The organism is Streptacidiphilus sp. PAMC 29251, from assembly GCF_054208735.2.
Window position 1 is genome coordinate 5,546,104 of record NZ_CM135725.2, and the last position, 22,425, is coordinate 5,568,528.

23 protein-coding genes and 1 pseudogene are annotated in these 22,425 nt (G+C 72.2%); 17 read left to right on the forward strand and 7 right to left on the reverse strand.

Annotation, left to right across the window (positions count from 1 at the left end):
- Positions 1–115: 115 nt before the first annotated feature.
- From ACXKR8_RS26200 to ACXKR8_RS26215, 4 genes and pseudogenes are all read left to right on the forward strand, one after another.
- Positions 116–1,066 carry an ABC transporter ATP-binding protein gene (locus ACXKR8_RS26200; protein WP_458267023.1) on the forward strand — a complete coding sequence of 317 codons (951 nt, stop codon included), beginning with the start codon at positions 116–118 and terminating at the stop codon, positions 1,064–1,066.
- The gene (locus tag ACXKR8_RS26205; RefSeq protein ID WP_458267024.1) at positions 1,059–2,042 is read left to right on the forward strand and encodes an ABC transporter permease; all 984 of its coding nucleotides are present in this window, start codon (positions 1,059–1,061) and stop codon (positions 2,040–2,042) included. Before ACXKR8_RS26200 ends, ACXKR8_RS26205 begins: the two co-directional genes overlap by 8 nt.
- A gap of 9 nt (positions 2,043–2,051) precedes the next feature.
- Positions 2,052–2,970: pseudogene (locus ACXKR8_RS26210) on the forward strand (ABC transporter ATP-binding protein).
- Between the two features lie 31 nt (positions 2,971–3,001).
- A complete protein-coding gene (locus ACXKR8_RS26215) occupies positions 3,002–3,718 on the forward strand; it encodes an ABC transporter permease subunit (protein ID WP_458267026.1) in 717 nt (238 codons plus the stop codon).
- A 146-nt stretch (positions 3,719–3,864) separates the two neighbouring features.
- Here the strand turns inward: ACXKR8_RS26215 and ACXKR8_RS26220 are convergent, their stop codons facing one another.
- The 6 genes from ACXKR8_RS26220 to ACXKR8_RS26245 form a co-directional block, all read right to left on the reverse strand.
- Positions 3,865–5,109, reverse strand: coding sequence for a CynX/NimT family MFS transporter (locus tag ACXKR8_RS26220; RefSeq protein WP_458267027.1), 1,245 nt, complete (start codon positions 5,107–5,109; stop codon positions 3,865–3,867).
- A 36-nt stretch (positions 5,110–5,145) separates the two neighbouring features.
- Positions 5,146–5,856, reverse strand: coding sequence for a FadR/GntR family transcriptional regulator (locus tag ACXKR8_RS26225; RefSeq protein WP_458267028.1), 711 nt, complete (start codon positions 5,854–5,856; stop codon positions 5,146–5,148).
- Between the two features lie 133 nt (positions 5,857–5,989).
- Positions 5,990–7,024 (reverse strand): 3-oxoacyl-[acyl-carrier-protein] synthase III C-terminal domain-containing protein, encoded by a 1,035-nt coding sequence (locus ACXKR8_RS26230; RefSeq protein WP_458267029.1) that lies wholly within the window; start codon positions 7,022–7,024, stop codon positions 5,990–5,992.
- Positions 7,025–7,091: 67 nt separating this feature from the next.
- The gene (locus tag ACXKR8_RS26235) at positions 7,092–8,072 is read right to left on the reverse strand and encodes a quinone oxidoreductase family protein (protein WP_458267030.1); all 981 of its coding nucleotides are present in this window, start codon (positions 8,070–8,072) and stop codon (positions 7,092–7,094) included.
- A 68-nt stretch (positions 8,073–8,140) separates the two neighbouring features.
- Entirely contained in the window at positions 8,141–8,776 is a 636-nt protein-coding gene (locus ACXKR8_RS26240; protein WP_458267031.1) for an MBL fold metallo-hydrolase, read from the reverse strand.
- Positions 8,777–8,780: 4 nt separating this feature from the next.
- Entirely contained in the window at positions 8,781–9,248 is a 468-nt protein-coding gene (locus ACXKR8_RS26245; RefSeq protein WP_458267032.1) for a MarR family winged helix-turn-helix transcriptional regulator, read from the reverse strand.
- Positions 9,249–9,397: 149 nt separating this feature from the next.
- On the opposite strand from ACXKR8_RS26245, the gene ACXKR8_RS26250 reads away from it, so the two are divergent.
- From ACXKR8_RS26250 to ACXKR8_RS26300, 11 genes are all read left to right on the forward strand, one after another.
- Positions 9,398–10,321, forward strand: coding sequence for an NADP-dependent oxidoreductase (locus ACXKR8_RS26250; protein ID WP_458267033.1), 924 nt, complete (start codon positions 9,398–9,400; stop codon positions 10,319–10,321).
- Between the two features lie 193 nt (positions 10,322–10,514).
- Positions 10,515–11,537, forward strand: coding sequence for a ScbA/BarX family gamma-butyrolactone biosynthesis protein (locus tag ACXKR8_RS26255; RefSeq protein ID WP_458267034.1), 1,023 nt, complete (start codon positions 10,515–10,517; stop codon positions 11,535–11,537).
- Positions 11,534–11,674 carry a hypothetical protein gene (locus ACXKR8_RS26260; protein WP_462099856.1) on the forward strand — a complete coding sequence of 47 codons (141 nt, stop codon included), beginning with the start codon at positions 11,534–11,536 and terminating at the stop codon, positions 11,672–11,674. Before ACXKR8_RS26255 ends, ACXKR8_RS26260 begins: the two co-directional genes overlap by 4 nt.
- Positions 11,671–12,576, forward strand: coding sequence for a beta-ketoacyl-[acyl-carrier-protein] synthase family protein (locus ACXKR8_RS26265; RefSeq protein ID WP_462099857.1), 906 nt, complete (start codon positions 11,671–11,673; stop codon positions 12,574–12,576). Before ACXKR8_RS26260 ends, ACXKR8_RS26265 begins: the two co-directional genes overlap by 4 nt.
- Positions 12,577–12,672: 96 nt before the next feature.
- Entirely contained in the window at positions 12,673–12,915 is a 243-nt protein-coding gene (locus tag ACXKR8_RS26270) for an acyl carrier protein (protein WP_458267036.1), read from the forward strand.
- Complete coding sequence (locus ACXKR8_RS26275) at positions 12,912–14,150, forward strand: beta-ketoacyl-[acyl-carrier-protein] synthase family protein (protein WP_458267037.1); 1,239 nt, start codon at positions 12,912–12,914, stop codon at positions 14,148–14,150. Before ACXKR8_RS26270 ends, ACXKR8_RS26275 begins: the two co-directional genes overlap by 4 nt.
- Positions 14,147–14,866, forward strand: a complete 720-nt coding sequence (fabG, locus tag ACXKR8_RS26280; RefSeq protein ID WP_458267038.1) for a 3-oxoacyl-ACP reductase FabG — start codon at positions 14,147–14,149, stop codon at positions 14,864–14,866. The genes ACXKR8_RS26275 and fabG overlap by 4 nt, the downstream gene beginning before the upstream one ends.
- Positions 14,867–14,910: 44 nt before the next feature.
- Complete coding sequence (locus tag ACXKR8_RS26285) at positions 14,911–15,897, forward strand: 3-oxoacyl-ACP synthase III family protein (RefSeq protein ID WP_458267039.1); 987 nt, start codon at positions 14,911–14,913, stop codon at positions 15,895–15,897.
- 61 nt (positions 15,898–15,958) lie between these two features.
- Complete coding sequence (locus ACXKR8_RS26290; RefSeq protein WP_462099858.1) at positions 15,959–16,687, forward strand: SDR family NAD(P)-dependent oxidoreductase; 729 nt, start codon at positions 15,959–15,961, stop codon at positions 16,685–16,687.
- Positions 16,684–18,366 (forward strand): FAD-dependent monooxygenase, encoded by a 1,683-nt coding sequence (locus ACXKR8_RS26295; RefSeq protein ID WP_458267041.1) that lies wholly within the window; start codon positions 16,684–16,686, stop codon positions 18,364–18,366. The genes ACXKR8_RS26290 and ACXKR8_RS26295 overlap by 4 nt, the downstream gene beginning before the upstream one ends.
- Entirely contained in the window at positions 18,356–19,057 is a 702-nt protein-coding gene (locus ACXKR8_RS26300) for an HAD family hydrolase (protein ID WP_458267042.1), read from the forward strand. The genes ACXKR8_RS26295 and ACXKR8_RS26300 overlap by 11 nt, the downstream gene beginning before the upstream one ends.
- A gap of 30 nt (positions 19,058–19,087) precedes the next feature.
- On the opposite strand, the gene ACXKR8_RS26305 is transcribed toward ACXKR8_RS26300, so the two are convergent.
- Complete coding sequence (locus ACXKR8_RS26305) at positions 19,088–20,047, reverse strand: aldo/keto reductase (protein WP_458267043.1); 960 nt, start codon at positions 20,045–20,047, stop codon at positions 19,088–19,090.
- Positions 20,048–20,156: 109 nt separating this feature from the next.
- Between ACXKR8_RS26305 and ACXKR8_RS26310 the strand changes: the two genes are divergently transcribed.
- Together ACXKR8_RS26310 and ACXKR8_RS26315 are read left to right on the forward strand one after the other, a co-directional pair.
- Positions 20,157–21,755 carry an MFS transporter gene (locus ACXKR8_RS26310; RefSeq protein WP_458267044.1) on the forward strand — a complete coding sequence of 533 codons (1,599 nt, stop codon included), beginning with the start codon at positions 20,157–20,159 and terminating at the stop codon, positions 21,753–21,755.
- A gap of 111 nt (positions 21,756–21,866) precedes the next feature.
- Entirely contained in the window at positions 21,867–22,298 is a 432-nt protein-coding gene (locus ACXKR8_RS26315) for a hotdog fold thioesterase (protein ID WP_458267045.1), read from the forward strand.
- Positions 22,299–22,425 lie beyond the last annotated feature (127 nt).

Consider the following 22,425-nt stretch of genomic DNA (forward strand, 5'->3'; position numbering starts at 1 on the left):
TGCGGAGGGGCCCGTCCCCTAGGGGACGGGCCCCTCGCCGTACCTCGGAAGATGGGGGGATTCCGCTGCCCCAAGCCTGATGCGCACAGCAGGGCCGCACCTATACGGTCGTCCCGTGTCTGTCATCATCACGGACAACCTCACCAAGAGGTTCCCCCGGGTCACCGCGCTGGATCGACTTACCGTCGATGTGCAGCCCGGAGTGGTCGGCCTGGTCGGAGCGAACGGCGCAGGCAAGTCCACACTCATCAAGATCCTGCTGGGGCTCGCCCCGGCCACCGAAGGCAGCGCCAGCGTTCTCGGGCTCGACGTCGCCACCCAGGGCGAAGCCATCCGCGAGCGCGTCGGCTACATGCCCGAACACGACTGCCTGCCACCTGACGTGTCGGCCACCGAGTTCGTGGTGCACATGGCGCGGATGTCCGGCCTCCCGGCCGCCGCCGCCCGTGAGCGCACCGCGGACACGCTGCGCCATGTCGGCCTCTACGAAGAGCGGTACCGCCCCATCGGCGGCTACTCCACCGGCATGAAGCAGCGGGTGAAGCTGGCCCAGGCCCTGGTCCACGATCCGCAGCTGGTGCTGCTGGACGAGCCGACCAACGGCCTCGACCCGGTCGGCCGGGACGACATGCTGGGGCTGATCCGCCGGGTCCACAGCGACTTCGGGATCTCGGTCCTGGTCACCTCGCACCTGCTCGGCGAGCTGGAGCGGACCTGCGACCACGTGGTCGTCGTCGACGGGGGCAGGCTGCTGCGCTCCTCGTCCACCGCCGACTTCACCCAGTTCACCCAGCTGCTCGCGGTCGAGGTGACGGACCGCAGGTCGGACCCGGCCTTCGACGCCGACGCGGCCCTGCGCGAGCGCCTGGTCAGCGACGGGCTGACGGTCGGTCCGTCCGTGGACGGCAGCCGGGTGCTGCTGGTCGAGATCAAGGACGACGAGACCTACGACCTGATCCGTGACGCCGTCGCCGACCTCGGTCTCGGGCTGGTGCGGATGGAGCAGCGCCGGCACCACATCTCCGAGGTCTTCCACACCCGGGAGGAGGAGACCGCCCATGTCTGAGCCCGTACAGCCCGTCCAGATCTCCAAGCCCCCGCAGGGCCCGCAGCCTCCGCAGGCCCCGCAGCCTCCGCAGCCCTCGCAAGCCCCGCAGGCCGAGCCGGACGCGCGGGCCGATGTCATCCACGACATCGGCTACCGCCACTACGACGGTCCGCGCCTCGGGCGCGGCTACGCGACCCGCTCGCTGTTCACGCTCGGTCTGCGCGGCAGCTTCGGCCTGGGCCGCTCGGCCAAGTCCAAGGTGCTGCCGATGGCACTGGCGGCGGTGATGTGCCTGCCGGCGCTGATCATCGTGGCCGTGGTGGTCTACCTGAAGCGGAACGACTTCCCCGACGCGGTGAACTACCCGCACTACCTGTCCGTGATGCAGTTCGTGATCGCGGTCTTCGTCGCGGCCCAGGCGCCGGTGGCGATGTCGCGCGACCTGCGCTTCATGACCCTGCCGCTGTACTTCTCCCGGCCGCTGACCGCGCGCGACTATGTGCAGGCCAAGTTCGGGGCGATGTTCTCGGCGATCTTCCTGCTGACCGGCGTCCCGATGCTGATCCTCTGGATCGGCTCGCTGCTGGCCTCGATGCCGTTCCTGCACAACCTGGAGTTGTTCGCCTACGGGCTGGTCGCCGCCGCGCTCTACTCGCTGCTCTACACCGGGATCTCGCTGGCCATCGCCGCGACCACGTCCCGACGGGGCTTCGGCGTCGCCGCGATCATCGCGCTGTTCCTGATCTCCGAGGCCGTGGCCGGGATCATCTGGTCGGTGCTCGACAACAACGGGCACAGCGACACCGCGGGCTGGGCGCTGCTGATCAGCCCCAACTCGCTGATCCAGTCCAGTGTCAACTGGCTGTTCGGACTGGCCGACGGCAGCGGCTTCGGGGTTCCGTCGAGCTTCGGCGCCGTGGTCTTCCTCGTCGAGATCGTCCTGATCGCCGCCGCCTCGTTCGGACTGATGGTCCGTCGCTACCGGAAGATCTGAGAGGCCGTCATGACCACTGTCAGCATCGACCGGGTGTCCCGCTGGTTCGGCAACGTCGTCGCCGTGAACGACGTCAGCATGACCATCGAGCCGGGCGTCACCGGTCTGCTCGGCCCCAACGGGGCCGGGAAGTCCACCCTGATCCACATGATGAGCGGCTTCCTGCCGCCCTCCTCCGGCTCGGTCACCATCGACGGCGTCCAGGTCTGGAAGAACCAGCAGGCGTACCGGCAGATCGGGCTCGTGCCCGAGCGCGAGGCCATGTACGACTTCATGACCGGCGCCGAGTTCGTCCTCGCCAACGCCGAACTGCACGGCCTGCCCGACCCCGGGGCGGCGGCGGCCCGCGCCATCGCCACCGTGGAGATGGAGTACGCCCAGGACCGCAAGGTCACCAACGTACTCCAAGGGCATGAAGCAGCGCGTCAAGATGGCCTCGGCCCTGGTCCACGACCCGGCCGTGCTGCTGCTCGACGAGCCCTTCAACGGCATGGACCCGCGGCAGCGGATGCACCTGATGGAACTGCTGCGCCGGTTCGGCTCGGACGGCCGCACCGTCCTCTTCTCCTCGCACATCCTGGAGGAGGTGGAGCAGCTCGCCCGCCACATCGAGGTGGTCGTGGCCGGACGCCACGCGGCCTCGGGCGACTTCCGCAAGATCCGGCAGCTGATGACCAACCGTCCGCACCGCTACCTGGTCCGCTCCAGCGACGACCGGGCCCTGGCCGCCGCGCTGATCGCGGACGCGTCCACGGCCGGGATCGAACTGGACTGGAAGGAGAAGGCGCTGCAGATCCAGGCCATCGACTACTACCGGTTCACGGAACTGGTGCCCCGGGTCGCCAAGGAGGCCGGCATCCGGCTGCTCACCGTCTCACCCGCGGACGAGTCGCTGGAGAGCGTCTTCTCCTACCTGGTGACCTCATGACCAGCGCCACTCATTCCAAGAAGGTGAACCTGTGAACATCACCGTCGCCCGGCTGACCGTACGCGGCCTGCTCGGCCGCCGCCGCGGCCTGCTGCTGCTCGCGGTGCCCGCGCTGCTGCTGGTCCTGTCGGTGATCATCCGGGCCACCGTCGGCCAGGACGAGAGCACCACCGTCAATCTGCTCGGCACGCTCGCGCTGGGCACCCTGGTGCCGCTGCTCGGCCTGATCGCCGGGACCGGGGCCATCGGCCCGGAGATCGACGACGGCTCGATCATCTACCTGCTGGCCAAGCCGCTGCCGCGGTGGAAGATCGTCACCACCAAGCTGGCGGTCGCCATCGGCTGCACCGTCGTCTTCGCGGCGATCCCGACCTACCTGGCCGGGGTGATCCTCTTCGGCAACTTCGAGAGCGTGGCCCTGGCGTACGGGGTGGCCGCGGTGGTCGCGGGGGTCGCCTACAGTGCGATCTTCCTGCTGCTCGGCGTGATCACCCGGCACGCGGTGGTGTGGGGGCTGGTCTACTCGCTGCTGTGGGAGAGCATCCTGGGCAACTTCGTCAGCGGGGTGAAGGATCTCAGCGTCCAGCAGTGGTCGCTGGCGCTGGCGGCGAAGATTGCCGACCCGGGGGTGGTGAGCTCCGCGGTGAAGCTGCCTACGGCGGTTCCGCTGCTGGTCGTCGTGGCGCTGGGGACGGCGGCGTTCGCCGCGTTCCGGCTTACGCGGTTGACGTTGGCCGGGGAGGAGTAGCCGTTGACGTCGGCGGTGGCTGGTGTTTTTGCGCAGTTCCCCGCGCCCCTGAGGTGGTAGATGGTCACGCCTGTGCGGAACCACCGATAGGGGCGCGGGGCTGTGCTTGCTGAAAAGCGTGCGCGAACAGCAACCACCGCTGACGGTCACCCGGCTCGCAGTGTCCGCCCCCGCCCTGCGCCGAGACCGGCCACCAGCGCAACGACACAACAACCGAGCAGCAACGCCAGCGGCAACCCCCAGCCCCCGGTCAGCTGATGCAGGGCGCCGAAGCCGACCGGCCCCACCGCGGCGATGAAGTATCCGATCATCTGCGACATCCCGGACAGCTGTGAGGCCACCGCCGCACCCCCGGCCCGCAGCACGATCAACGCCATCGCCAGGCCGAAACCGCCGCCCTGCGCGATGCCCAGCAGCACCGCCCACAGCCAGGCCCCGCCCACCGGCGCGAGGATCAGGCCGGTGATGCCGGCGACATTGCAGCTGACCATCAGTGCCACCAGCTTCCGCTGGCTGCTCATCCGTCCGGCCAGCAGCGGCACCAGGAACGCGCCGCCGACCTGGACCAGGTTGCAGAAGGCGAAGACCGCCCCCGCGGTGCCGCGGTCCATGCCCTGGTCGGTCAGGATCGTCGGCATCCAGGCGATCAGGGTGTAGGAGAGCAGCGACATCATGCCCATGTAGAGGGCGAGCTGCCAGGCCAGCGGGTGCTTCCACAACCCGGCCATCCGCGCCCCGGCGACCTGCGGCAAAGGCTTCGCCAACGATGCGGGCCTCCGCACCTGCGGCAGCCAGACCAGCCCCGCGAACAGCGCCAGCACCGACCAGGACGCCAGCGACCCCTGCCAGCCGCCAAACGCGTGCTCCATCGGCACGGAGAGCGCCGCCGCCAGCGTCGCGCCGACGATCATCGAGGTGGAGTAGACCCCGGTCATGGTCGCGGCCCGGTCCGGGAAGTCCCGCTTGACCAGCCCCGGCATGGTGACGTTCAGCAGGGCGATGGCCGCGCCGATCACGATGCTGCCGGCGAACAGCGTCCACGCGCCGGACACCACCCGGAGTCCGACCCCGGCCGCGAGCAGCCCCAGCGCGCCCAGCACCACCTGCTCCGGACCGAAGCGCCGGACCAGCCCGGGCACGAACGGCGCGGTGATCCCCATCAGCAGCACCGGAAGCGTGGTCAGCAGCCCGCCCGCGGTACTGGACAGCCCGTACGTCCCGCTGACGTCGGTGAGCAGCGGCGACACCGCGGACAGCGCGGCGCGCATGTTCAGCGACACCAGCAGGATGCCGACCAGCGCGGTCGCCGGGTGGACGGCGATCCGGGCGAGCCGGGAGGGGGCGGCGTTCGGCGCGTATGTCGTGGGGGCGTCGAGGGTGGTGCGCGACATGGGGTTCTTTCCGGAGAAGCGGTTCGGTGCGGTGGGTCAGTTCTTGTGGAGCAGGCGGCCCACGGCCGCCATCGGCTCGGCGAGCAGCAGCCGGCAGGCGGCCTCGGCGGCGTCCGGGTCGCCGGAGGCGACGGCGTCCACCAGCGCGTGGTGCGCGGCCAGGTCGACCTCGGGCATGTCCTGGTCGCCGAAGGAGGAGCGCATCGACTCGCGGACGGAGGCGCTGAAGTAGCGGTAGACCTCGGTCAGCGCCGGGTTGTGGGCGGACTCGACCATGGCGGTGTGGAACTCCAGGTCGTGCTCCACGCTGGCCTCGCGTCCGGCCCGTTCCGGTTCGGTACGGAGGATGGCCGCCTCGGCGTCCAGTGCGCTGCGCATCCGGGCCAGGTCCTCGGCGGTGTGCCGGAGCGCGGCGAGCCTGGCTCCCTCGGTCTCCAGCGCGGCGCGGACCTCCAGTACGTCCCGCACCCCGGCGCGCTGCACCCCGTGCAGCACCGCGGCGGGGTCGCTGGTGGAGCGGACGAAGGTGCCCTCGCCCTGGCGGGACTGCAGCATCCCGGCGTGCACCAGCACCCTGACCGCCTCGCGGACGGTGTTGCGGCCGACCTGGAGCTGTTCGGCCAGCTCGTGCTCGGTCGGGATCCGGTCGCCGACCTGCCAGGCGCCGCTGCTGAGCTGGGCGCGGAGCTGCTCGATGGCGGAGTCGACCAGGGAGGTCCGCCCGGCGGCGTGCAGATTGCTGCTCACGTGGTCAGGTCCTCCGGTCGTCCGACATCCTCTTGTCCAGTCATCCTACAACTAGAACGAAGAGCCACCGGAGGCGGGGGCTGACCACCCAGCCGTCCGCCCCCGCCCCCGGTGCTTCACCGCCCCCGGTGCCTCACCGCTCCGGGGACCGGACCACCACGGCGGACCAGGTGAAGCCGCCGCCTGCGGTGAGGACCAGGCCGTACTGGCCGGGCGGGACCAGCTTCCGCTGGTGGAACTCGACCAGGCTCGCGACCGCGTCCCCGGTGCCCAGGTGTCCGGTGTGCCCGTAGTCGGCCACCGGCGCGGGGGTGATCGCGGCGACGGCGGGGGTGTAGATGTCGGTGATCGTCTTGCGGCCGAGCCGGGGCAGGGCGACGCAGGCGATGCGCGGGTCGTCGGGTTCCAGCCCGGCGTCGGCGAGCGACTCCGTCACCACCTGGCGCAGCCTCAGCGCGGTGGCCTTGGCGAAGCCCTCCAGGCCGTTGCTGCTGAGGTACGCCTTCTTGCGGCGCCGCAGGTCCGCGTGTTCCCCGGCCGGGCGCGGCGCGTCGCTGAAGTCGTCGTCGCCCCGGTGCATGGCCTCCAGTTCGGGGGCGGCCGCGATGGCTATGCCGCAGAGGGTGAAGACGTCCCGCTCGTCGTCCCTGGCGTGCAGCAGGGCGGCGGTCGCGCCGTCGCCGAAGGCGATTCCGTAGTCGCTGGTCCAGCGCCGCCAACCGGGTTCGACGAACCGGTCGGCGGTGGTGACCAGCGCGTAGTCGACGGAGGGTTCGGCGATCAGCCGCGCGGCGGCGGCCTCGATCGCCGCCACACCGCCGTTGCACTGCTGCTGGATGCCGACCGGCGTGGCCTCGTCGGCCCCGAGCTCCCGGGCCAGGTAGTGCGGGGCGGACCAGATGTCGTGGCCCTGGTGGTGCATCCAGGAGTGCAGCAGCAGACCGATCCGGGACGGGTCGACACCGGCTTCGGCCAGCGCCCGCCGGGCCGCCGTCGCGGCCATCTCCGGGGACGCCAGGTCCGTGGAGACCGGCAGCGTCGGTCGGCCGAGGTTCTCGGCCTCCTCGGCGTCCAGCAGGCCGAGCGCGACGGCCTCGTCGGCGGACTGCGCGGTCTCCGGCAGCCAGGCCGCCACAGCGGCCAGGCCCAGTCCTTCGGCAAGTCTCATGGCAGGGGACTCCGATCTTCGGTGCGGTGTCGAGCGGGGAGGGGGCGGTCAGCGCCACAGGGGGCGGTCAGCTCTGCAGGTCGAGGACGTACTTCCCGGTCGAGGCGCGGCTCTCCAGGAGCTCGTGGGCCCGGGACACCTCGCTCGCGGGCAGGACGGTGAGGTCGAGCCGGACGCTGCCGTCGGCCACGGCGGCGAGGGCCTGCTCCAGGTGCCGGCGCAGCACCGCGGGCGCGCGGTGCGCGACGCCGCCGAGGTTGTAGCCGGCCAGCGTGCTGTTGGTGTACCAGACGTGGTTGCCCTCGAAGCTGACGTCCGCCGCGGCCGCGTTGCCGAAGACGACATGCCTGCCGAAGGGCGCGAGCATGGCGGTGACCTCGGCGCGGAACGGTCCGCCGGTCGAGTCGAGCACCAGGTCGGCGCCGGCTCCGCCGGTCCGCGCGGCGACCTCCTCGGCCAGTTCCGGGTAGCCGACGACGCTGTCGTAGCCGAACTTCATGGCGTAGTCGGCCTTCTCCGCGGATCCGGCGGCGCCGATCACCAGCGTCGCGCCGAGGGTCCTGGCCAGCTGCGCCGCCGCGGTGCCCACCCCGCCGGCGGCGGCCAGCACCACCACGGTCTCCCCGGCGGCCAGTCGGCCCGCCGAGGTGAGCACGCCCAGGGCGGTGGCGACGTTGGCCGGGGCGCCGGCCGCGGCGGCCGGGTCCAGTCCGGCGAGGTCCCCGTCCAGCGGCACGACGTGCTCGGCCGGGGCGGCGACCACCTCGGCCTGTCCGCCGCCCGCCAGCACCAGCGCGGAGACCGGCTGGCCGACCCGGAGGCCGGTCACGCCCCGGCCGAGGGCCCGTACCGTCCCGGACGCCTCCAGGCCGGGACGGTGCGGCAGGTTGATCGGGAACTGCCCGCGCCGGAACATCACCTCGGCGAAGTTGACGCCCGCGTAGCGCACGTCGATGGTGACCTGTCCCGGCGCCGGGTCGGGGACCGGGGTCTCGGTCAGTTCGAGTACCGAGGCGGTGCCGTAGGAGTTGAACTGGACTGTGCGCATGGGGTCCTCCGGGGTCGTGGCGCGGTGGGTCGTGGCGTGGCGTGGCGTGGCGTGGTGGGGGCGGGGGCTCAGCGGCCCAGCGAACCGATCGGGCCGTGTCCGGCGAGCAGCCGGGTCCCCCGGGGGAACCGGGAGCTGACGGCTGCCACCGACTGGTCCAGCTGGACCGCGCTGCCGCCTGGTGCGTCCGAGCGGCCGGGGCCGAGGGCGAGCAGGGTGTCGCCGGTCACCAGCAGCGGGTCGTCCCCGGGACCCCCGGCGACGGCGAACATCACCGAGCCGCCGGTGTGGCCGGGCGTGGGCAGCACCGTGATCCGCGCCGAAGTCAGCTCCAACTCCTGCACGTCACGCGGAAGTTCGACGACATCGGCCGGTTCCCGGCGGGGATGGGTGACGAGTTGCTGCTGGGGCCAGTCGGCCGGCAGTCCCTTGGCAGGCGCGCCGAGCTGGTACCGGTCGTCCGGATGGATCAGGACCGGGATCCCGTAGCGTTCGGCCACCGGGACGGCGTCCCAGGTGTGGTCCATGTGTCCGTGGGTGAGCAGCACGGCCTCCGGGATCAGCCGGTGCCGGCGGACCAGGGCGTGCACCTCGGGCGCGGCGAGGTGCCCGGGGTCGATGATCACGCAGGGCGAACCGGGTCCTTCGGCGACGAGGTGGACGTTCGTTCCGAACATGCCGGTCGCGGCGGTGAGAATGAGCATGGCCTCAGTGGGGTCGGGGTGGTCGGCCCAGCGCCGTGGCGGCGCGTTCGAGCCAGTCGTGGAGAGTCGCCGAGCGGTCGGGCCCCAGCTCTGTCAGCAGTCCGCTGAACGCGTTGCCGACGGCCCTTTCCGCCGAGAGCAGCACCTTGGCCCCCGACCTGCTCAGCCGGATCTCGAGCACGCGGGGATGGACGGCGGCGGGTCTGCGGGTGATGTGCCCCTCCCGTTCCAGGGTGACCAGCAGCAGCGCCATCGACTGCGGGCTGACCGAGCACTGTCGGGCCAGTCCGGCCGCCGAACAGCGTGAGGACAGTCGGATCTGGCGGAGCGTCGTGTACTGGGCGGTGGTGAGACCCCACGGTTGCAGTGCCGCGGTGGTCGTCCGCGTCACGGCATGGGAGAGGCGTTTGACGACAGCGCCGAGGTGAGGGCGTTCGTCGATCGCTTCCCGCTCGTGTGGACCGAGTTTCATCACAGCCTGATTCTTATGTCAAGGGACGATTGAGTGCAAGGGTTCTTCGACTTGCGGTGCTGTCTAAGGTAACTGATGTCGCTCTTGCTTGGGGCACTCATCAGAGCCCTGACGCAAGTACCGGGTTTCAGACAAGGGAGCTGTTCCGCGTGAAGGCTGTTGCGATCTCTGCGTACGGCGGTGCCGAGGCACTGGAGTTGATGGAGCTTCCGGATCCGCGGGTGGGGCCCGACTTCGTCCTGGTGCGGGTCAGGTCGGCCGGGGTGAACCCGGCCGACTGGAAGATCCGGGAAGGCTACATCGACGACTGGTTCGAGCGGAGCTTCCCCATGGTGATGGGCTGCGACGTCGCGGGGACGGTCGAGCGGGTGGGTGACGGGGTGGTCGAGTTCGCCCCGGGCGACGAGGTGGTCGGCTATGTGCGCGAGGACCACCTCGGCCGGGGGATCTACGCGGAGCTGGTGGCCGCACCGGTGCGGACCCTGGCCCGCAAGCCCTCGGCGCTGAGCTGGGACCAGGCGGCCGCGCTGCCCGCGGCCGGACTGACGGCCTATCAGGCTCTGCACCGCCACTTGGAGTTGGCCAAGGGCGAGGTGGTCCTGGTCCATGCCGCGGCGGGTGGGGTGGGCTCGTGCGCGGTCCAGATCGCCCGGGCGCTGGGGGCCACCGTGATCGGGACGGCGAGCCCCGGCAACCACGACTACCTGCGTTCGCTGGGCGCGATTCCGGTGAGCTACGGACCGGGTCTGGCGGAGCGGGTCCGCGCCGTCGCGCCGGAGGGCGTGGACGCGGTGTTCGACCTGATGGGCGGCGAGACGCTGCAGCTGTCGCCGGCCCTGCTGCGGCCGGGCGGGCGGCTCGCCTCGGTGTCGGCCGAGGTGCTCGGCCTGGGCGGCCGGTATGTGTTCGTCCGGCCCGACCGGGACGACCTGGCGGCCATGGTGGAAGCGGTCGAGCGGGCTGAGGTGTCGGTGCACGTCAGTGCCGTGTTCCCGCTCGAACGGGCCGCCGAGGCCCACCTGCTGGTGGCCGAGGGGCATGTCAGGGGGAAGGTGGTGCTGGCGGTGCGCTGACCCTCGGGGGTCCGCTGACCAGGGAGGACGTGGGTTTCTCCAGCCGGTCTCCAGCGGGGCTGGAGCGAGCTTCATGTCGATCAAACACACGACTGTGGTTCATCTGGTCCAGCTCGCGGGTGGCCCTGCGGGCCCGGCTGGAAGTGTCGTTCAGGCAGCCCGACAGGGTTGTCCGACGAACAGGAACGTACGCATGACACTCACGGAACAGAGGTTCCAGCGCACCGGCGATCCCGGTGCGCTGGACTTCAGCCGCCCGGTGGACCGCGCACTGGTGCACCGCACCGCCGTCATGGAGGTGTTCGCCACCGACTGCCTCCCGCTCGTGGACGGGCGTTGGCGGGTCGCGGTGCAGCTGCCGCGCGGTCACAGCTACTACAACGACCACCCGCACCGCCCCCGACTCGTGGATCCGCTGGTGCTGCTGGAGTCCTGCCGCCAGGCGGTGACCGTGGTGGCGCACCGGCACCTGGGCGTCCCGTTCGGGACCTCCTTCCTGATCAGCACCTGGCAGACGGTGCTCGCCGGGTTCGACCGGCTGGAGAGCGGACGCCACACCTCCGACGAACTCCTGGTGGACGTCACCGCCCGCGGGCTCAGGCAGCGCGGCGGACGACTGCTGTCCGCCACCTTCGACGTCGACCTCTGGCTCGGCGGCCGGTCCATCGGCGGCAGCACGCTGGCGGCGGGCTATCTCAGCCGCGAGGGCTACCAGGGCTACCGGGAGATGCGGCGCGGCAGCGCCCCGCCGATGTCCGACTCCATGCCCACGGATCGGCAGGGCGTGCCGGCCGACGCCGCCGGCGTGGGCCGGACCCGGCCGGAGAACGTCGTCCTGGCCGACCTGAGCCGCGGGCCCGGGAAGGTCTCGGCCTCGCTCGACGTGCCGGTCACCCATCCCGCGATCTACGACCACCCGCTGGACCATGTCCCGGCGATGGCGCTGCTGGAGGCCGCCAGGCAGGCGGCGCTGCTGGCCGCCGGGGAACCGGAGCACGACGGCTACGCCGACGGGTTCGACGCCAGGTTCAGCGACTTCGTCGAGCTGGACGCGGCGACCACGGTCACCGCCGAGCTGCTGGCAGCCCCCGGGGCCGATGAGGGCAGGGCCGGCGGCAGCGTCGTCGAGGTGCGGTTCCTGCAGCGCGGCGCGACCATGTGCGAGGTGCGGGTGGACGTGGCCCGCACGGCCCGGGAGCCGGCGGGCGACCGATGAGGCTCGCGGCTCCGATCGGACTGTTCGCCGGGGCCTGGTACCCGCCCGACCGGCAGACCGTGCAGGAAGCGCTCGCCGTCGGCGACGTGGACGCCCGTACCGCGCGCGCGACCTCGGCTACACCTCCCTGCCGGTGAGCTGGAAGACGGCGCCGCCGGACATGGCGGTGGCCGCGGCGGCGGCGGTGCTGGACCGCGCCGGCTGCGATCCGGCGGAGCTCTCGCTGCTGCTGCACGCGAGCGTGCACTACCAGGGCCATGACGCCTGGTCCGCCCCGCACTACATCGCGCACCGGCTCGGAGCGGACCGGGCGGTGCCGATCGGCCTGTTGCAGCAGTGCAACGGCGGGGCCATCGGCATCGAGACCGCCCTGCTGCGGCTGCTCGGCGATCCTGCCGCAGGACCGGCCCTGGTCACCACGGCGGACCGGTTCCTGATGCCGAGCTGGCACCGGTGGAAGTCCGACTACGGGATGGCGGCGGGGGACGCGGCGACCGCCGTCCTGGTCCGGCGCGAGACCTCGGGGGCGCAGCTGCTGCTGCACGCCGTGGCCACCACGGTGGCGGCGGACCTGGAGGTGATGCACCGGGGCGACGACGGGCTCAACGAGAACCCGCTGAGCCACAGCCCGATGGTCGACGTCCGGCGGACGAAGCGCCACTTCGTCCGGACCAGCGGCGCCGAGCGGTTCACCGCCGCCGCGGCGGAGCAGATCACCGCGGCGGTGGCCGGCTGCCTGGCCGAGGCCGGGCTCACCGGGGACGACAGCCGGCTGCGCTTCGCGGTGCTGCCCCGGCTCGGTGCCAGGGCGATGCGGGACGCCTATGTCCCGCCCCTGGTCGCGGCCACCGGCGCGGAACTCCTGGACCTGGGCCGGGAGACCGGCCATGTGGGAGCGGGCGACCTCAACGCCTCGCTCGCGGACCTGGCCGACCAGGAACTGCTCGCCCCGGGCGAGTTCGCCCTGGTGCTGAACGGCGGCGGAGGCTTCACCTTCACCGCGATGGTCGTCTCCGGGCCCGACCCGGAGCGGCGCTGACCCCGATCGCCCCTACCGATCGCCCCTACCGATCACTACGACCGATCACTACGACCGATCACTACCGATCCCGTACCGACAGCACAGGAGATCACCATGGCATCCACGCAGGACCGCCTCTACACCCTGCTCACCGCGAACCTCGGCCTCACCGTGGACGAGCTCCGGCCCGAGGCCACCCTGGAGCAGCTCGACCTCGACTCGCTCGCCCTGATCGAGCTCAGCGTGCTGATCCAGAAGGAGTTCGACATCCTGGTCGACGACACCGCGCTGAGCCCGGAGACCACCCTGGCCACGTTGCTCGGGCTGGTCGCCACGCCGGCCGGGGTCGCCGGATGACCCCGCCGACCGGCGCGGCGACCGACGTCGCGGTGACCGGCCTCGGCCTGGTCACTCCGGCCGGCCTGGGCGTCGACGCCAACATCGAGCGGGTCTGGTCGGGGCGGTCCACCGCCTCCCGCACCGAGGAGTTGGACGGGCTCCCGGTCGACTTCTCCTGCACCGTGCCCGGGTTCGACCCGGTCGCCCTGCTCGGCCGCCGCACCGCCTGGCGCCTGGACCGGGTGAGCCAACTCGCGGTCCAGGCAGCCCGGCTGGCGGTCCAGGACGCCGCCCTCGACCCCGCCGTCTGGGACGGCGCCCGGGTCGCCGTGGTGGTGGGCACCTCGCTCGGCGGCTGGAACAGCGTGGAGCAGGCACACGCCTCGATGCTGGCGGACGGCCCCGAACTGGTGTCCCCGCTGCTGATGGTGACGGGCCCGGTCAATATGACGGCCGGTTACATCGCCATGGACCTCAAGGCGCTGGGACCCAACCAGGTGGTCTCCACAGCCTGCGCGTCGGGCAACACCGCCATCGGCTACGCGCGGATGCTGCTGCGCGGCGGAGCGTGCGACATCGCCATCGCCGGCGGCACCGAAGCGGCCATGTCCCGGACCGCGATGGCCAGTCTGAGCAAGGCCGGCGCGCTCTCCAGGCGCGGCGGCGACCCCGGCTCGGCCTCGCGTCCCTTCGACGCGGAACGGGACGGCTTCGTGGCGGGCGAGGGCGCGGCCATGCTGGTGCTGGAGCGGCCGGCCGACGCCAGGGCGCGCGGCGTCCGGGTGCGGGCCAGGATCGCGGGCTTCGGCGCCTCGGCGGACGGCCACCACGCCTCCGCCCCGGACCCGACCGGCGGCGGCGCCGAGCGGGCGATCCGGGCCGCCCTCGCCGACGCGGGGCTGGCCCCGGACGAGGTCGGCCACATCAACGCCCACGGCACCTCGACCCCGCTCAACGACATCACCGAGTCCCGGACGATCCACCGGGTGTTCGGCGAGGGTCCCGCGGTGACGTCCAGCAAGGGCGTGGTGGGCCATCTGCTGGGCGCGGCCGGGGCGGCGGAGGCCGCCTACACCGTGCTGGCCGTGGAACGCGGGCTGGTTCCGCCGACCGCCAACCTGGCCCGGCAGGACCCGGGCATCGAGATCGACGTGGTGGCCGGGGCGGCCCGCCCGGTCAAACCGCTGGCCGCGCTCAACAACTCCTTCGGGTTCGGCGGCCAGAACGCGGTCGTGGTGGTGACCCCGGCATGACCGGAGCCGGAACCGGCCGGTCGGTGCTCGTCACCGGCGGCAACAGGGGCATCGGTCTGGCGGTCGCGCGGGCCCACGCCGAGCGCGGGGACCGGGTGGCGGTCACCTACCGCTCCGGCGAGCCGCCGGCGGGGCTGCTCGGCGTCCGCTGCGACGTCACCGACCAGGACCAGGTCGAGCGGGCCTTCGCCGAGGTGGCGGCGGCGCAGGGGGACGTCGAGGTGCTGGTCGCCAACGCCGGGATCACCCGGGACGCGCTGCTGCTGCGGATGACCGACAAAGAGGTGGACGAGGTCCTCGACACCAATCTGCGGGCGACCTTCCGGGTGGTCAGGCAGGCGGCCCGGGGCATGCTCGCCGGGCGGTGGGGACGGCTGGTGCTGGTCTCCTCCGCGGTGGCCCTGGCGGGCTCCCCGGGACAGACCAACTACGCCGCGTCCAAGTCCGGCCTGGTCGGCCTGGCCAGGTCGCTGGCCTGGGAGCTCGGCCCGCGCGGGATCACCGTGAACGTGGTCGCCCCGGGGCTCGTCGACACCGACATGACCAGGGAACTGCGCCCCGCCAGACGCGAGGAGTACCTCGCGATGACGCCGCTGCGGCGCGGCGGGACCGTCCGGGAGGTGGCCGACGCCGTCTGCTTCCTGAGCAGCGAGCAGGCCGCCTACATCACCGGTGCGGTGCTTCCGGTGAGCGGCGGCCTCGGAATGGGCCACTGAGTGGGTTCCACGAGTGGGTTCCCCAACGTGTTTGAGGAGACGACATGCCCGTAGGCATCCTTTCCATCGGTTCGGCGGTTCCCGACCGGGTCATCACCAACCAGCAGATCAGCGCGTGGAGCGGCGCCGGCGAGGAGTGGATCACGGAGCGCACCGGCGTCCTGGAGCGGCGTTACGCGGAGCCGGGCACGGCCACCTCCGACCTGGCGCTGCCGGCCGCCAGAGCGGCGCTGGACGGGGTCGGCCCGGAGGTGGCGGAGGGCCTCTCCGCGCTGATCGTGGCGACCTGCACCCCTGACGTCCCGCAGCCGTCCACCGCGGCGATCCTGCAGCACAAGCTGGGCCTGCACTCGATCCCCTCCTTCGACGTGAACGCGGTGTGCAGCGGCTTCCTGTTCGGGCTCACCGTGGCCGAGGGCCTGCTCGGCACCCGCCACCTCGGCGGCTACGTCCTGCTGGTGGGGGCGGACAAGTTCTCCTCGATCATGGATCCGACCGATCGGAGGACCGTCAGCCTGTTCGGCGACGGCGCCGGTGCGGTCGTCCTCGGCGAGGTGCCCGAGGGCTACGGCATCCGGGCGACCAACCTGGTCACCGACGGGGAGTCGCACCACCTGGTCGGGGTCGAGGCCGGCGGCACCCGGACGGCCCTGGACGCGCGGGCCCGTACGGCCGGCGAGCACCTGTTCCGGATGGACGGCAGGGCGGTGCGCGACTACGCGATGAGCACCCTGCACAAACTGGTCGGCCGGACCCTGGAGGACGCCGCCGTGGACCTGGCCGACGTCGACCGCTTCATCTTCCACCAGGCCAACACCAGGCTGCTGGAGGCGTTCGCGGCCGAGGCGGGCATCGACCCGGCGAAGATCCAGATGACCGCCCCGAGCCTGGGCAACACCGCGGCGGCGTCCGTCCCGCTGACCCTGCACGCCGCCCACCGGGCCCGTCCGCTGGAGCGCGGCGAACGGCTGCTGCTGGCCTCGGTCGGCGGCGGCATGACCGCCGGGGCGACCCTACTGACCTGGTACTGAACCCCGGCCACCGGCCTGGATTCGACACGACCGAAAAGAGATTCCTGTGCGACTGAACGGCATGACCGCCGTCATCACCGGCGGCACCCGGGGCCTGGGGCGGGCGATCGCCGAGGCCTATCTGGCGGAAGGGGCCGATCTGGTGTGCGCGGCCCGGAACCCCTACGACATCGACGAGTTGGTCGGGCTGACGCCGGACCGCGTGAGCTTCCACAAGACCGACGTCACCGACGAGGATTCGGTGACCCGGCTGATGGAGCACGTGACCGAGCGGTACGGCCGGCTGGACATCCTGGTCAACAACGCCGGCACCAGCCGGGACGCCCGCATCAGCAGACTCTCGCTGGCGGACTGGAACACCACCATCAGCACCAATCTGACCGGTGTCTTCCTCTGCACCAAGGCCGCGATCGCCCCGATGGCGGCCCAGGGCGGCGGCCGGATCATCAATGTGTCCTCCTGCGTCGCCGGCCGGGCCGCCGCCGGCGCCGCCGCGTACAGCGCGAGCAAGGCGGCGGTGGAGATGTTCACCCGCACCTCGGCGATGGAGCTGGCGGCCAAGGGCATTGCCGTCAACTGCCTCTCGCCCGGCTACATCGACGAGGGCATGGGACGTGAGCTGGCCGCCAACCCCAAGGCCTGGGAGACCTACCGGGGCCGGCTGATGGCGGGACGGCTCGGACGTCCGGACGAGGTCGGCGCGGCGGCCGTGTTCCTGGCCGGCGCCGACAGCTCCTATGTGAACGGTCATGTGATGGAGGTCAACGGAGGACTGGTGTGGGCGGCATGAGCGAGGTCGGCAACGGGGTCACCGACGGGGTCCTGATCGTCGGAGCGGGACCGGTGGGCCTGGTCCTGGCCTGCGAACTGCTCCAACAGGGAGTGCCGGTACGGCTGGTGGACGCGGAGCGCGGCCACACCGGGCACTCGCGGGCCAATGTGGTCTGGCCGCGCAACCTGGAACTGCTGGACCGGATCGGCGTCACCGGGAAGCTGGCCGCCCGCGGCCACCGGCTGGCCGGCACCGCCTTCTACGCCGACCGCGAGCGGATAGCGGCGGCGTACCTGAGCGAACTGGACGACACCGCGTACCCCTTCGCGGTGATGATCGCGCAGCGGGACACCGAGCGGGTGCTGGAGGAGCGGCTGGTCGAACTGGGCGGAGCGGTGGAGCGCGGGGTGCGCCTGCGCGCCCTGGTCCCGGAGCAGCAGTTGGTCCCGGGCCGGCAGCGGGGCGACGGCCTGCCGCAGGCGACGCTGGAGCATCCGGACGGTCGGCTGGAGGTGCTCACGCCGCAGTGGCTGCTCGGTGCGGACGGCGCGCACAGCACCGTCCGCACCGAACTGGGCATCGGCTTCACCGGCCCCCAGGTGGACGTCAGTTTCGCGATCACCGACGCCAGGCTGTCGACCACGCTCGCCGACGACCTCTCCCACTACTGCTACTCGCCGCACGGCGCCATCGTGCTCGGCCCGATGGGCGACGGGGTCTTCCGGATCGCCGTCAACGTGCCCCACGACGCGTACTCCGACGCCTCGCCGCCGCCGCTGGAGCTGTTCCAGCGGCTGGTGGACGAACGCGCGGCCGGCCGGACCACGGTGGACCAACTGCTGTGGAGCGGCGCCTTCCGGGTCCGGGTGCGGCTGGCCGAGACCTTCCGGCGGGGCCGCTGCTTCCTGGTCGGCGACGCCGCCCATGTGATCAGCCCGGCCGGCGGGCAGGGCATGAACACCGGGCTGCAGGACGCCTTCAACCTGGGCTGGAAGCTCGCCGGAGTGATCCGCGGCGACCTGCCCGCTTCCCTGCTCGACAGCTACGACACCGAGCGCCGGGCGACCTCGCACCAGGTGGCCCGTTCCACCGCGCTGATGACCAGGGCGGCCCTGGCGGCCACGCCCGAGCAGGTCGCGCGGCGGGACCGGGCCTTCCGCGCCGCGGACGCCGACGGACTGTTCCAGCGCTGGATGGCGCCGCAGATGAGCCAGACCGACACCCACTACGGGGCCCCAGCGGCCGGACCCGCCGCCGCGGGCGGACCCGCCGCACGGCCGGAGCCGGGCGCGGAGCCGGACTGGCTGGCGGAGTTCGCCGCGCTGGTTCCGTCCGGGGAGGCCACCCCGGGCGGGCGGCTCCCGCTACGGCTGGGCGGCGACGGTCTCGCCACCGACCGCTACACGCTGCTGCTGTGGCCCGGTTCCCGGCCCGCGGACGACTGGCCGTCGGTGGCGGCCGGGCTGCGCCTCGCGTCGGCCGGGCAGGCCCAGGTGCTGGACCTGGGCCGGGACCTGGACCTGGGCGGGGACCGGGCCGTACCCGCCGCGCTGGCCCGGGCGCTGGGCGGGACGCCGGCCGCGGTACTGGTCCGGCCGGACGGTCATCTGCAGGCCAGGACCGGCCTCGATCCGGAGCAGATCTCCGCCGCGCTGGCCGCGGTGACGGAGCGAAAGGTGCCCGCGCATGCGCACTGACCGGCCCAGAGTCGCCTTCTTCGACGCGGACGAGACCCTGATCGCGATGAAGAGTCCGTTCTCGATGCTCCGCCGCCGGCTGCGCCTGCAGGGGGACGACGGCACCGGCTACGAGGCGGTCACCGACCCGATCCGCCGGCTCGCCGCGACCGGACTGACCCCGGTGGAGGTGCTCAACCGCTTCTACGAGGTCTTCGCCGGCGAGCTGTGGACCGACCTGCTCGACGAGGGCCGGGACTGGTACGCCGACCTCGCCGGGGACGGGGTCCCGCTGATCGGGAGCAGTGTCCGGGCGCTGCGGGAGCACCAGCGGGCCGGGCATGTCGTCGCTGTCGTCTCCGGCGCCTGGGCGGCCACCCTGCACCCGCTCACCGAGGCCCTGGGCGTGGACGTGGTGCGGTGCACCGAACCGGAGCTGGACCCCGACGGACGTCTCACCGGGGTGATCGGCAGGCCCATGTTCGGTGCGGCGAAGGCTGAGGCGGTGAACGAGGTGCTGGCGAAGTACGACGCGGCCCCCGAGGACTGCTTCGCCTACGCGGACGACCCCGGGGACCTGCCGATGTTCGAGTCGGTGGGACGGTGCACGGTGATCGGCGGGCATCCCGCGATGCTGAAGCTCGCCGAGCAGCACGGCTGGCCGGTGCTCTCGGCCGACACCGTCGAGGGCACCCTGCGCCAGCCGGTCTGAAGAACGGCGGGGGTCGTGGACGCGTCGCGCTCAGCGCGCGCCCACGGCCTCCGGCAGTTCGTCGAGCAGTTCCAGGCTGCGCGGTGCGAGCCGGACCCGCTCGGCGGCCGCGTTCTCCTCCAGGTAGCGCATGGTCTTGGTGCCCGGGATCGCCAGCACATGGTCGCCCTGGGCGAGCACCCAGGCCACGGCCGCCTGCGCGGGGCTGCAGTCGCTGGCCTCGGCGGCGGCGCGCAGCCGCTCGATGATCGCCTGGTTGGCGCTCAGGGCCTCCGGCTGGAAGCGGGGGATGGCATGGCGTCCGTCGACGGCGGGCAGGTCCAGCGGGGAGGCGATGCGGCCGGAGAGGAAGCCGCGGCCGAGCGGGGCGAAGGCGATGAAGGCGATGCCCCGGCGGGCGCAGTGCTCGACCACGCCGCCGGTCAGCGCCTCGCGGCTCCACAGCGACAACTCGCTCTGGACCGAGGCCACCGGGTGCACGGCGGCGGCGCGGTCGATCTCCTCCACGGAGGCCTCGGACAGCCCCAGCGCCCGCGCCTTGCCCTCCGCCACGAACTCGGCCAGCGTTCCCCAGCTCTCCTCCACCGGGACCTGAGGGTCCGTCCGGTGCAGCTGGTAGAGGTCGACGTGGTCCACGCCGAGCCGCAGCAGGCTGGCCTCGAACGCGGCCCGCAGGTGTTCGGGGCGGCCGTCCCGCCGGCTGCGGTAGCCCGCCCCCGGCTGCTCCACCACCAGTCCGCCCTTGGTGGCGAGCACCACCTGGTCCCGGCGTCCCCGCAGGGCCCGGCCGACCAGTTCCTCGTTGGTGAAGGGACCGTACTGGTCGGCCGTGTCGACCAGGGTGCAGCCCAGTCCGGGGGCGCGCCGGATCACCTCGACCGAGGCGCGGTCGTCCCGTCCCGACTCGTCGTAGCCCCAGGACATCCCCATGCAGCCGAGTCCCACTGCCCCGGTGCTGATCCCGGACGATCCAAGCACGACCTTGCGCATGCGTGTTCCTTTCCAGCCCTGTTGCCGTACGTCCCAACGGGTTGACAGCATACATGTGAGTATCAGTACTCTGACTTACATCCCAAGTCTGATAGCAAAGGAACCGGCCTTGTCCAGTCAGCTCTCCGCCCCGCCGACCGGCGGGAATCCACGTGCCACCCTCATCGCGGCCTGCGTGGTCGGGCCACTGATGACCCTGGTGGTGACCGGCCCCTCGGTGGCGGTGCCGGCCATCGGCGCCGACCTGCACAGCAGCCTCTCCGCCGCCCAGTGGGTCGTCGACGGCTACATGCTGACCGCCTCCAGCAGCCTCGCCGCGATGGGCTCGCTCGCCGACCGGGTCGGCCACCGCCGGATCTTCGCCGCCGGCATGGCCTTCTTCGCCTTCTGGATGGCCGTCTCCGGACTGTCCAACGGCATCCTGCTGCTGGATATCTCCCGGGCCGTGGCCGGCTTCGGCAGCGGCGCCGCGCTCGCCAGCATCACCGCGATCCTGGCGCAGACCTTCGACGGCCCGGCCCGGGCCAAGGCGTTCGGCCTGTTCGGCACCTTCCTGGGGGCCGGTCTGGCGTTCGGCCCCATGTTCGGCGGCACCCTGGTCAACGCCTGGGGCTGGCGCGCGGTGTTCCTGGTGCTGGCGGCGGCCTCCGCGCTGGTGCTGCTGAGCGTGCCGCTGCTGCCCTCCTCGCCGGGGGTCAAGGGCGGGCGCTTCGACTGGTCGGGCAGCATCAGCTTCAGCCTCAGCGTGGCCCTGTTCGTCTACGCGCTGGTCACCGCGAGCAGCCAGGGCTGGACCGGCGCGTCGGTGCTCGGTGCGCTGGTGCTCAGCGCGGTGCTGCTGGCGGTGTTCGTGGTGGTCGAACGGCGCTCGCCCGCACCCATGTTCGACCTCTCGCTGCTGGCCGAGCGCGGCTTCCTGGCCATCTGCCTGGTGCCGCTGGTGCTCGCCTTCAGCTTCGTCGCCCTGGTGATCGTGCTGCCGCCGTACCTCACCGCGACCAGTGGGTCCTCCGCGCTGCGGATCGGCCTGATCCTGCTGCTGCTCACCGGGCCCTCGCTGGTCGCGCCGGTGCTGACCGGCATGGTCGCGCAGCGGGTCGGCATCCGGAACCTCTTCGTGGTGCTGCTGAGCTTCTCCGCGGTCGGCGCGGCCTGGCTGGCCACCGTCAGTCCCGGTTCCGGCACCGCGGCGCTGGTGGGACCGCTGCTGTGCCTGGGCATCGGCTACGGCATCTCCCTCGGCATCCTGGACGGCGCGGCGATCTCCGCCGTGGCCCCCGAGCGGATGGGCATGGCCGCGGGCATGTTCAACACGGTCCGACTGACCTCGGACGTGGTCTCCATGGCCGCCCTGGGTTCCATGGTGGCCGCCCTCACCCGGAGCCACCTCGGCTCCTCGGCGCCGGTGGCGACCTACCCGGGCGGGCCCGCCGCGCTGACCTCCAAGCTGCTCCAGGGCGACCTGGACGGTGCGGTGCGGCACTCCTCGGCGGGAGCGGCCGGCAGCTCCTCCTTCGCCAGGACGCTCACCGACGCCTACGGCGCCGGCTTCCACGCCACCATGTGGATCGTCGCGGCGGCCTGCCTGGTCAGCGCGCTGGTGGTGCGCTCGCTGATGGCGGGCGGGACCGCCGCTCCTGAGGCGGACGGGGCCGAGGAGTCCGGGGCCGTCACCGAGCAGGCGGTGCGCGAGCCCGCCGTCGGCTGACCCGCCCGGCGCGGGTCGGCGGGGTGCTCCGGTCGCCGGAGCACCCCGCCGCCGGGCGCCCTTCTTCCTTCCGCATACTCCGTTCTGAACAGTCGTCAGGAGTCCCGCCCCATGAGCACGACCACCCTCGGTGCGATCCCCGTCCTGCCGGGATTCGCCGACGAGCAGCTGACGGAGCGGCTCGGCATCACCCTCACCACCTGCACGGCCGAACTGGTCGTGGGGACCATGCCGGTCTCCGGGAACCGGCAGCCGATCGGCCTGCTGCACGGCGGAGCCAACGCGGCCTTCGCGGAGACCCTGGGCTCGGTGGCGGCGTGGATGCAGGCCGGCACCGACCGCGTCATCGTCGGACGGGAACTCAGCTGCACCCATCTGGCGCCGGCCCGGTCCGGGCTGCTCACCGGGGTGGCCCGCCCGCTGGAGATCGGGCCCGGCTCGGGCAGCTACGAGATCCGGATCTCCGACGAGACCGGCCGGGAGGTCTGCTCCGCCCGACTGACCTGTGCCCTGCCGGCACCGCGGAGGGTCGGCCGAAAGTAGCCAATTCCGCTTACTGGTACGTATGCCACCTTTGGCTGCTTCGATCCAATATGACTGCGTTGTCGCATTGCTGACATGCGGAAACATCTATGACGAACCTTATATTTGTAAGCTTCATAGCTAGTAT

Excerpts from the sequence above, each read along its gene's own strand:
- ACXKR8_RS26205 (WP_458267024.1), top strand. The coding sequence starts at position 1,059 with ATGTCTGAGCCCGTACAGCCCGTCCAGATCTCCAAGCCCCCGCAGGGC.
- ACXKR8_RS26220 (WP_458267027.1), bottom strand. The coding sequence starts at position 5,109 with ATGTCGCGCACCACCCTCGACGCCCCCACGACATACGCGCCGAACGCC.
- ACXKR8_RS26230 (WP_458267029.1), bottom strand. The coding sequence starts at position 7,024 with ATGAGACTTGCCGAAGGACTGGGCCTGGCCGCTGTGGCGGCCTGGCTG.
- ACXKR8_RS26235 (WP_458267030.1), bottom strand. The coding sequence starts at position 8,072 with ATGCGCACAGTCCAGTTCAACTCCTACGGCACCGCCTCGGTACTCGAA.
- ACXKR8_RS26240 (WP_458267031.1), bottom strand. The coding sequence starts at position 8,776 with ATGCTCATTCTCACCGCCGCGACCGGCATGTTCGGAACGAACGTCCAC.
- ACXKR8_RS26245 (WP_458267032.1), bottom strand. The coding sequence starts at position 9,248 with ATGAAACTCGGTCCACACGAGCGGGAAGCGATCGACGAACGCCCTCAC.
- ACXKR8_RS26255 (WP_458267034.1), top strand. The coding sequence starts at position 10,515 with ATGACACTCACGGAACAGAGGTTCCAGCGCACCGGCGATCCCGGTGCG.
- ACXKR8_RS26260 (WP_462099856.1), top strand. The coding sequence starts at position 11,534 with ATGAGGCTCGCGGCTCCGATCGGACTGTTCGCCGGGGCCTGGTACCCG.
- ACXKR8_RS26270 (WP_458267036.1), top strand. The coding sequence starts at position 12,673 with ATGGCATCCACGCAGGACCGCCTCTACACCCTGCTCACCGCGAACCTC.
- ACXKR8_RS26275 (WP_458267037.1), top strand. The coding sequence starts at position 12,912 with ATGACCCCGCCGACCGGCGCGGCGACCGACGTCGCGGTGACCGGCCTC.
- fabG (WP_458267038.1), top strand. The coding sequence starts at position 14,147 with ATGACCGGAGCCGGAACCGGCCGGTCGGTGCTCGTCACCGGCGGCAAC.
- ACXKR8_RS26285 (WP_458267039.1), top strand. The coding sequence starts at position 14,911 with ATGCCCGTAGGCATCCTTTCCATCGGTTCGGCGGTTCCCGACCGGGTC.
- ACXKR8_RS26290 (WP_462099858.1), top strand. The coding sequence starts at position 15,959 with ATGACCGCCGTCATCACCGGCGGCACCCGGGGCCTGGGGCGGGCGATC.
- ACXKR8_RS26295 (WP_458267041.1), top strand. The coding sequence starts at position 16,684 with ATGAGCGAGGTCGGCAACGGGGTCACCGACGGGGTCCTGATCGTCGGA.
- ACXKR8_RS26300 (WP_458267042.1), top strand. The coding sequence starts at position 18,356 with ATGCGCACTGACCGGCCCAGAGTCGCCTTCTTCGACGCGGACGAGACC.
- ACXKR8_RS26305 (WP_458267043.1), bottom strand. The coding sequence starts at position 20,047 with ATGCGCAAGGTCGTGCTTGGATCGTCCGGGATCAGCACCGGGGCAGTG.
- ACXKR8_RS26315 (WP_458267045.1), top strand. The coding sequence starts at position 21,867 with ATGAGCACGACCACCCTCGGTGCGATCCCCGTCCTGCCGGGATTCGCC.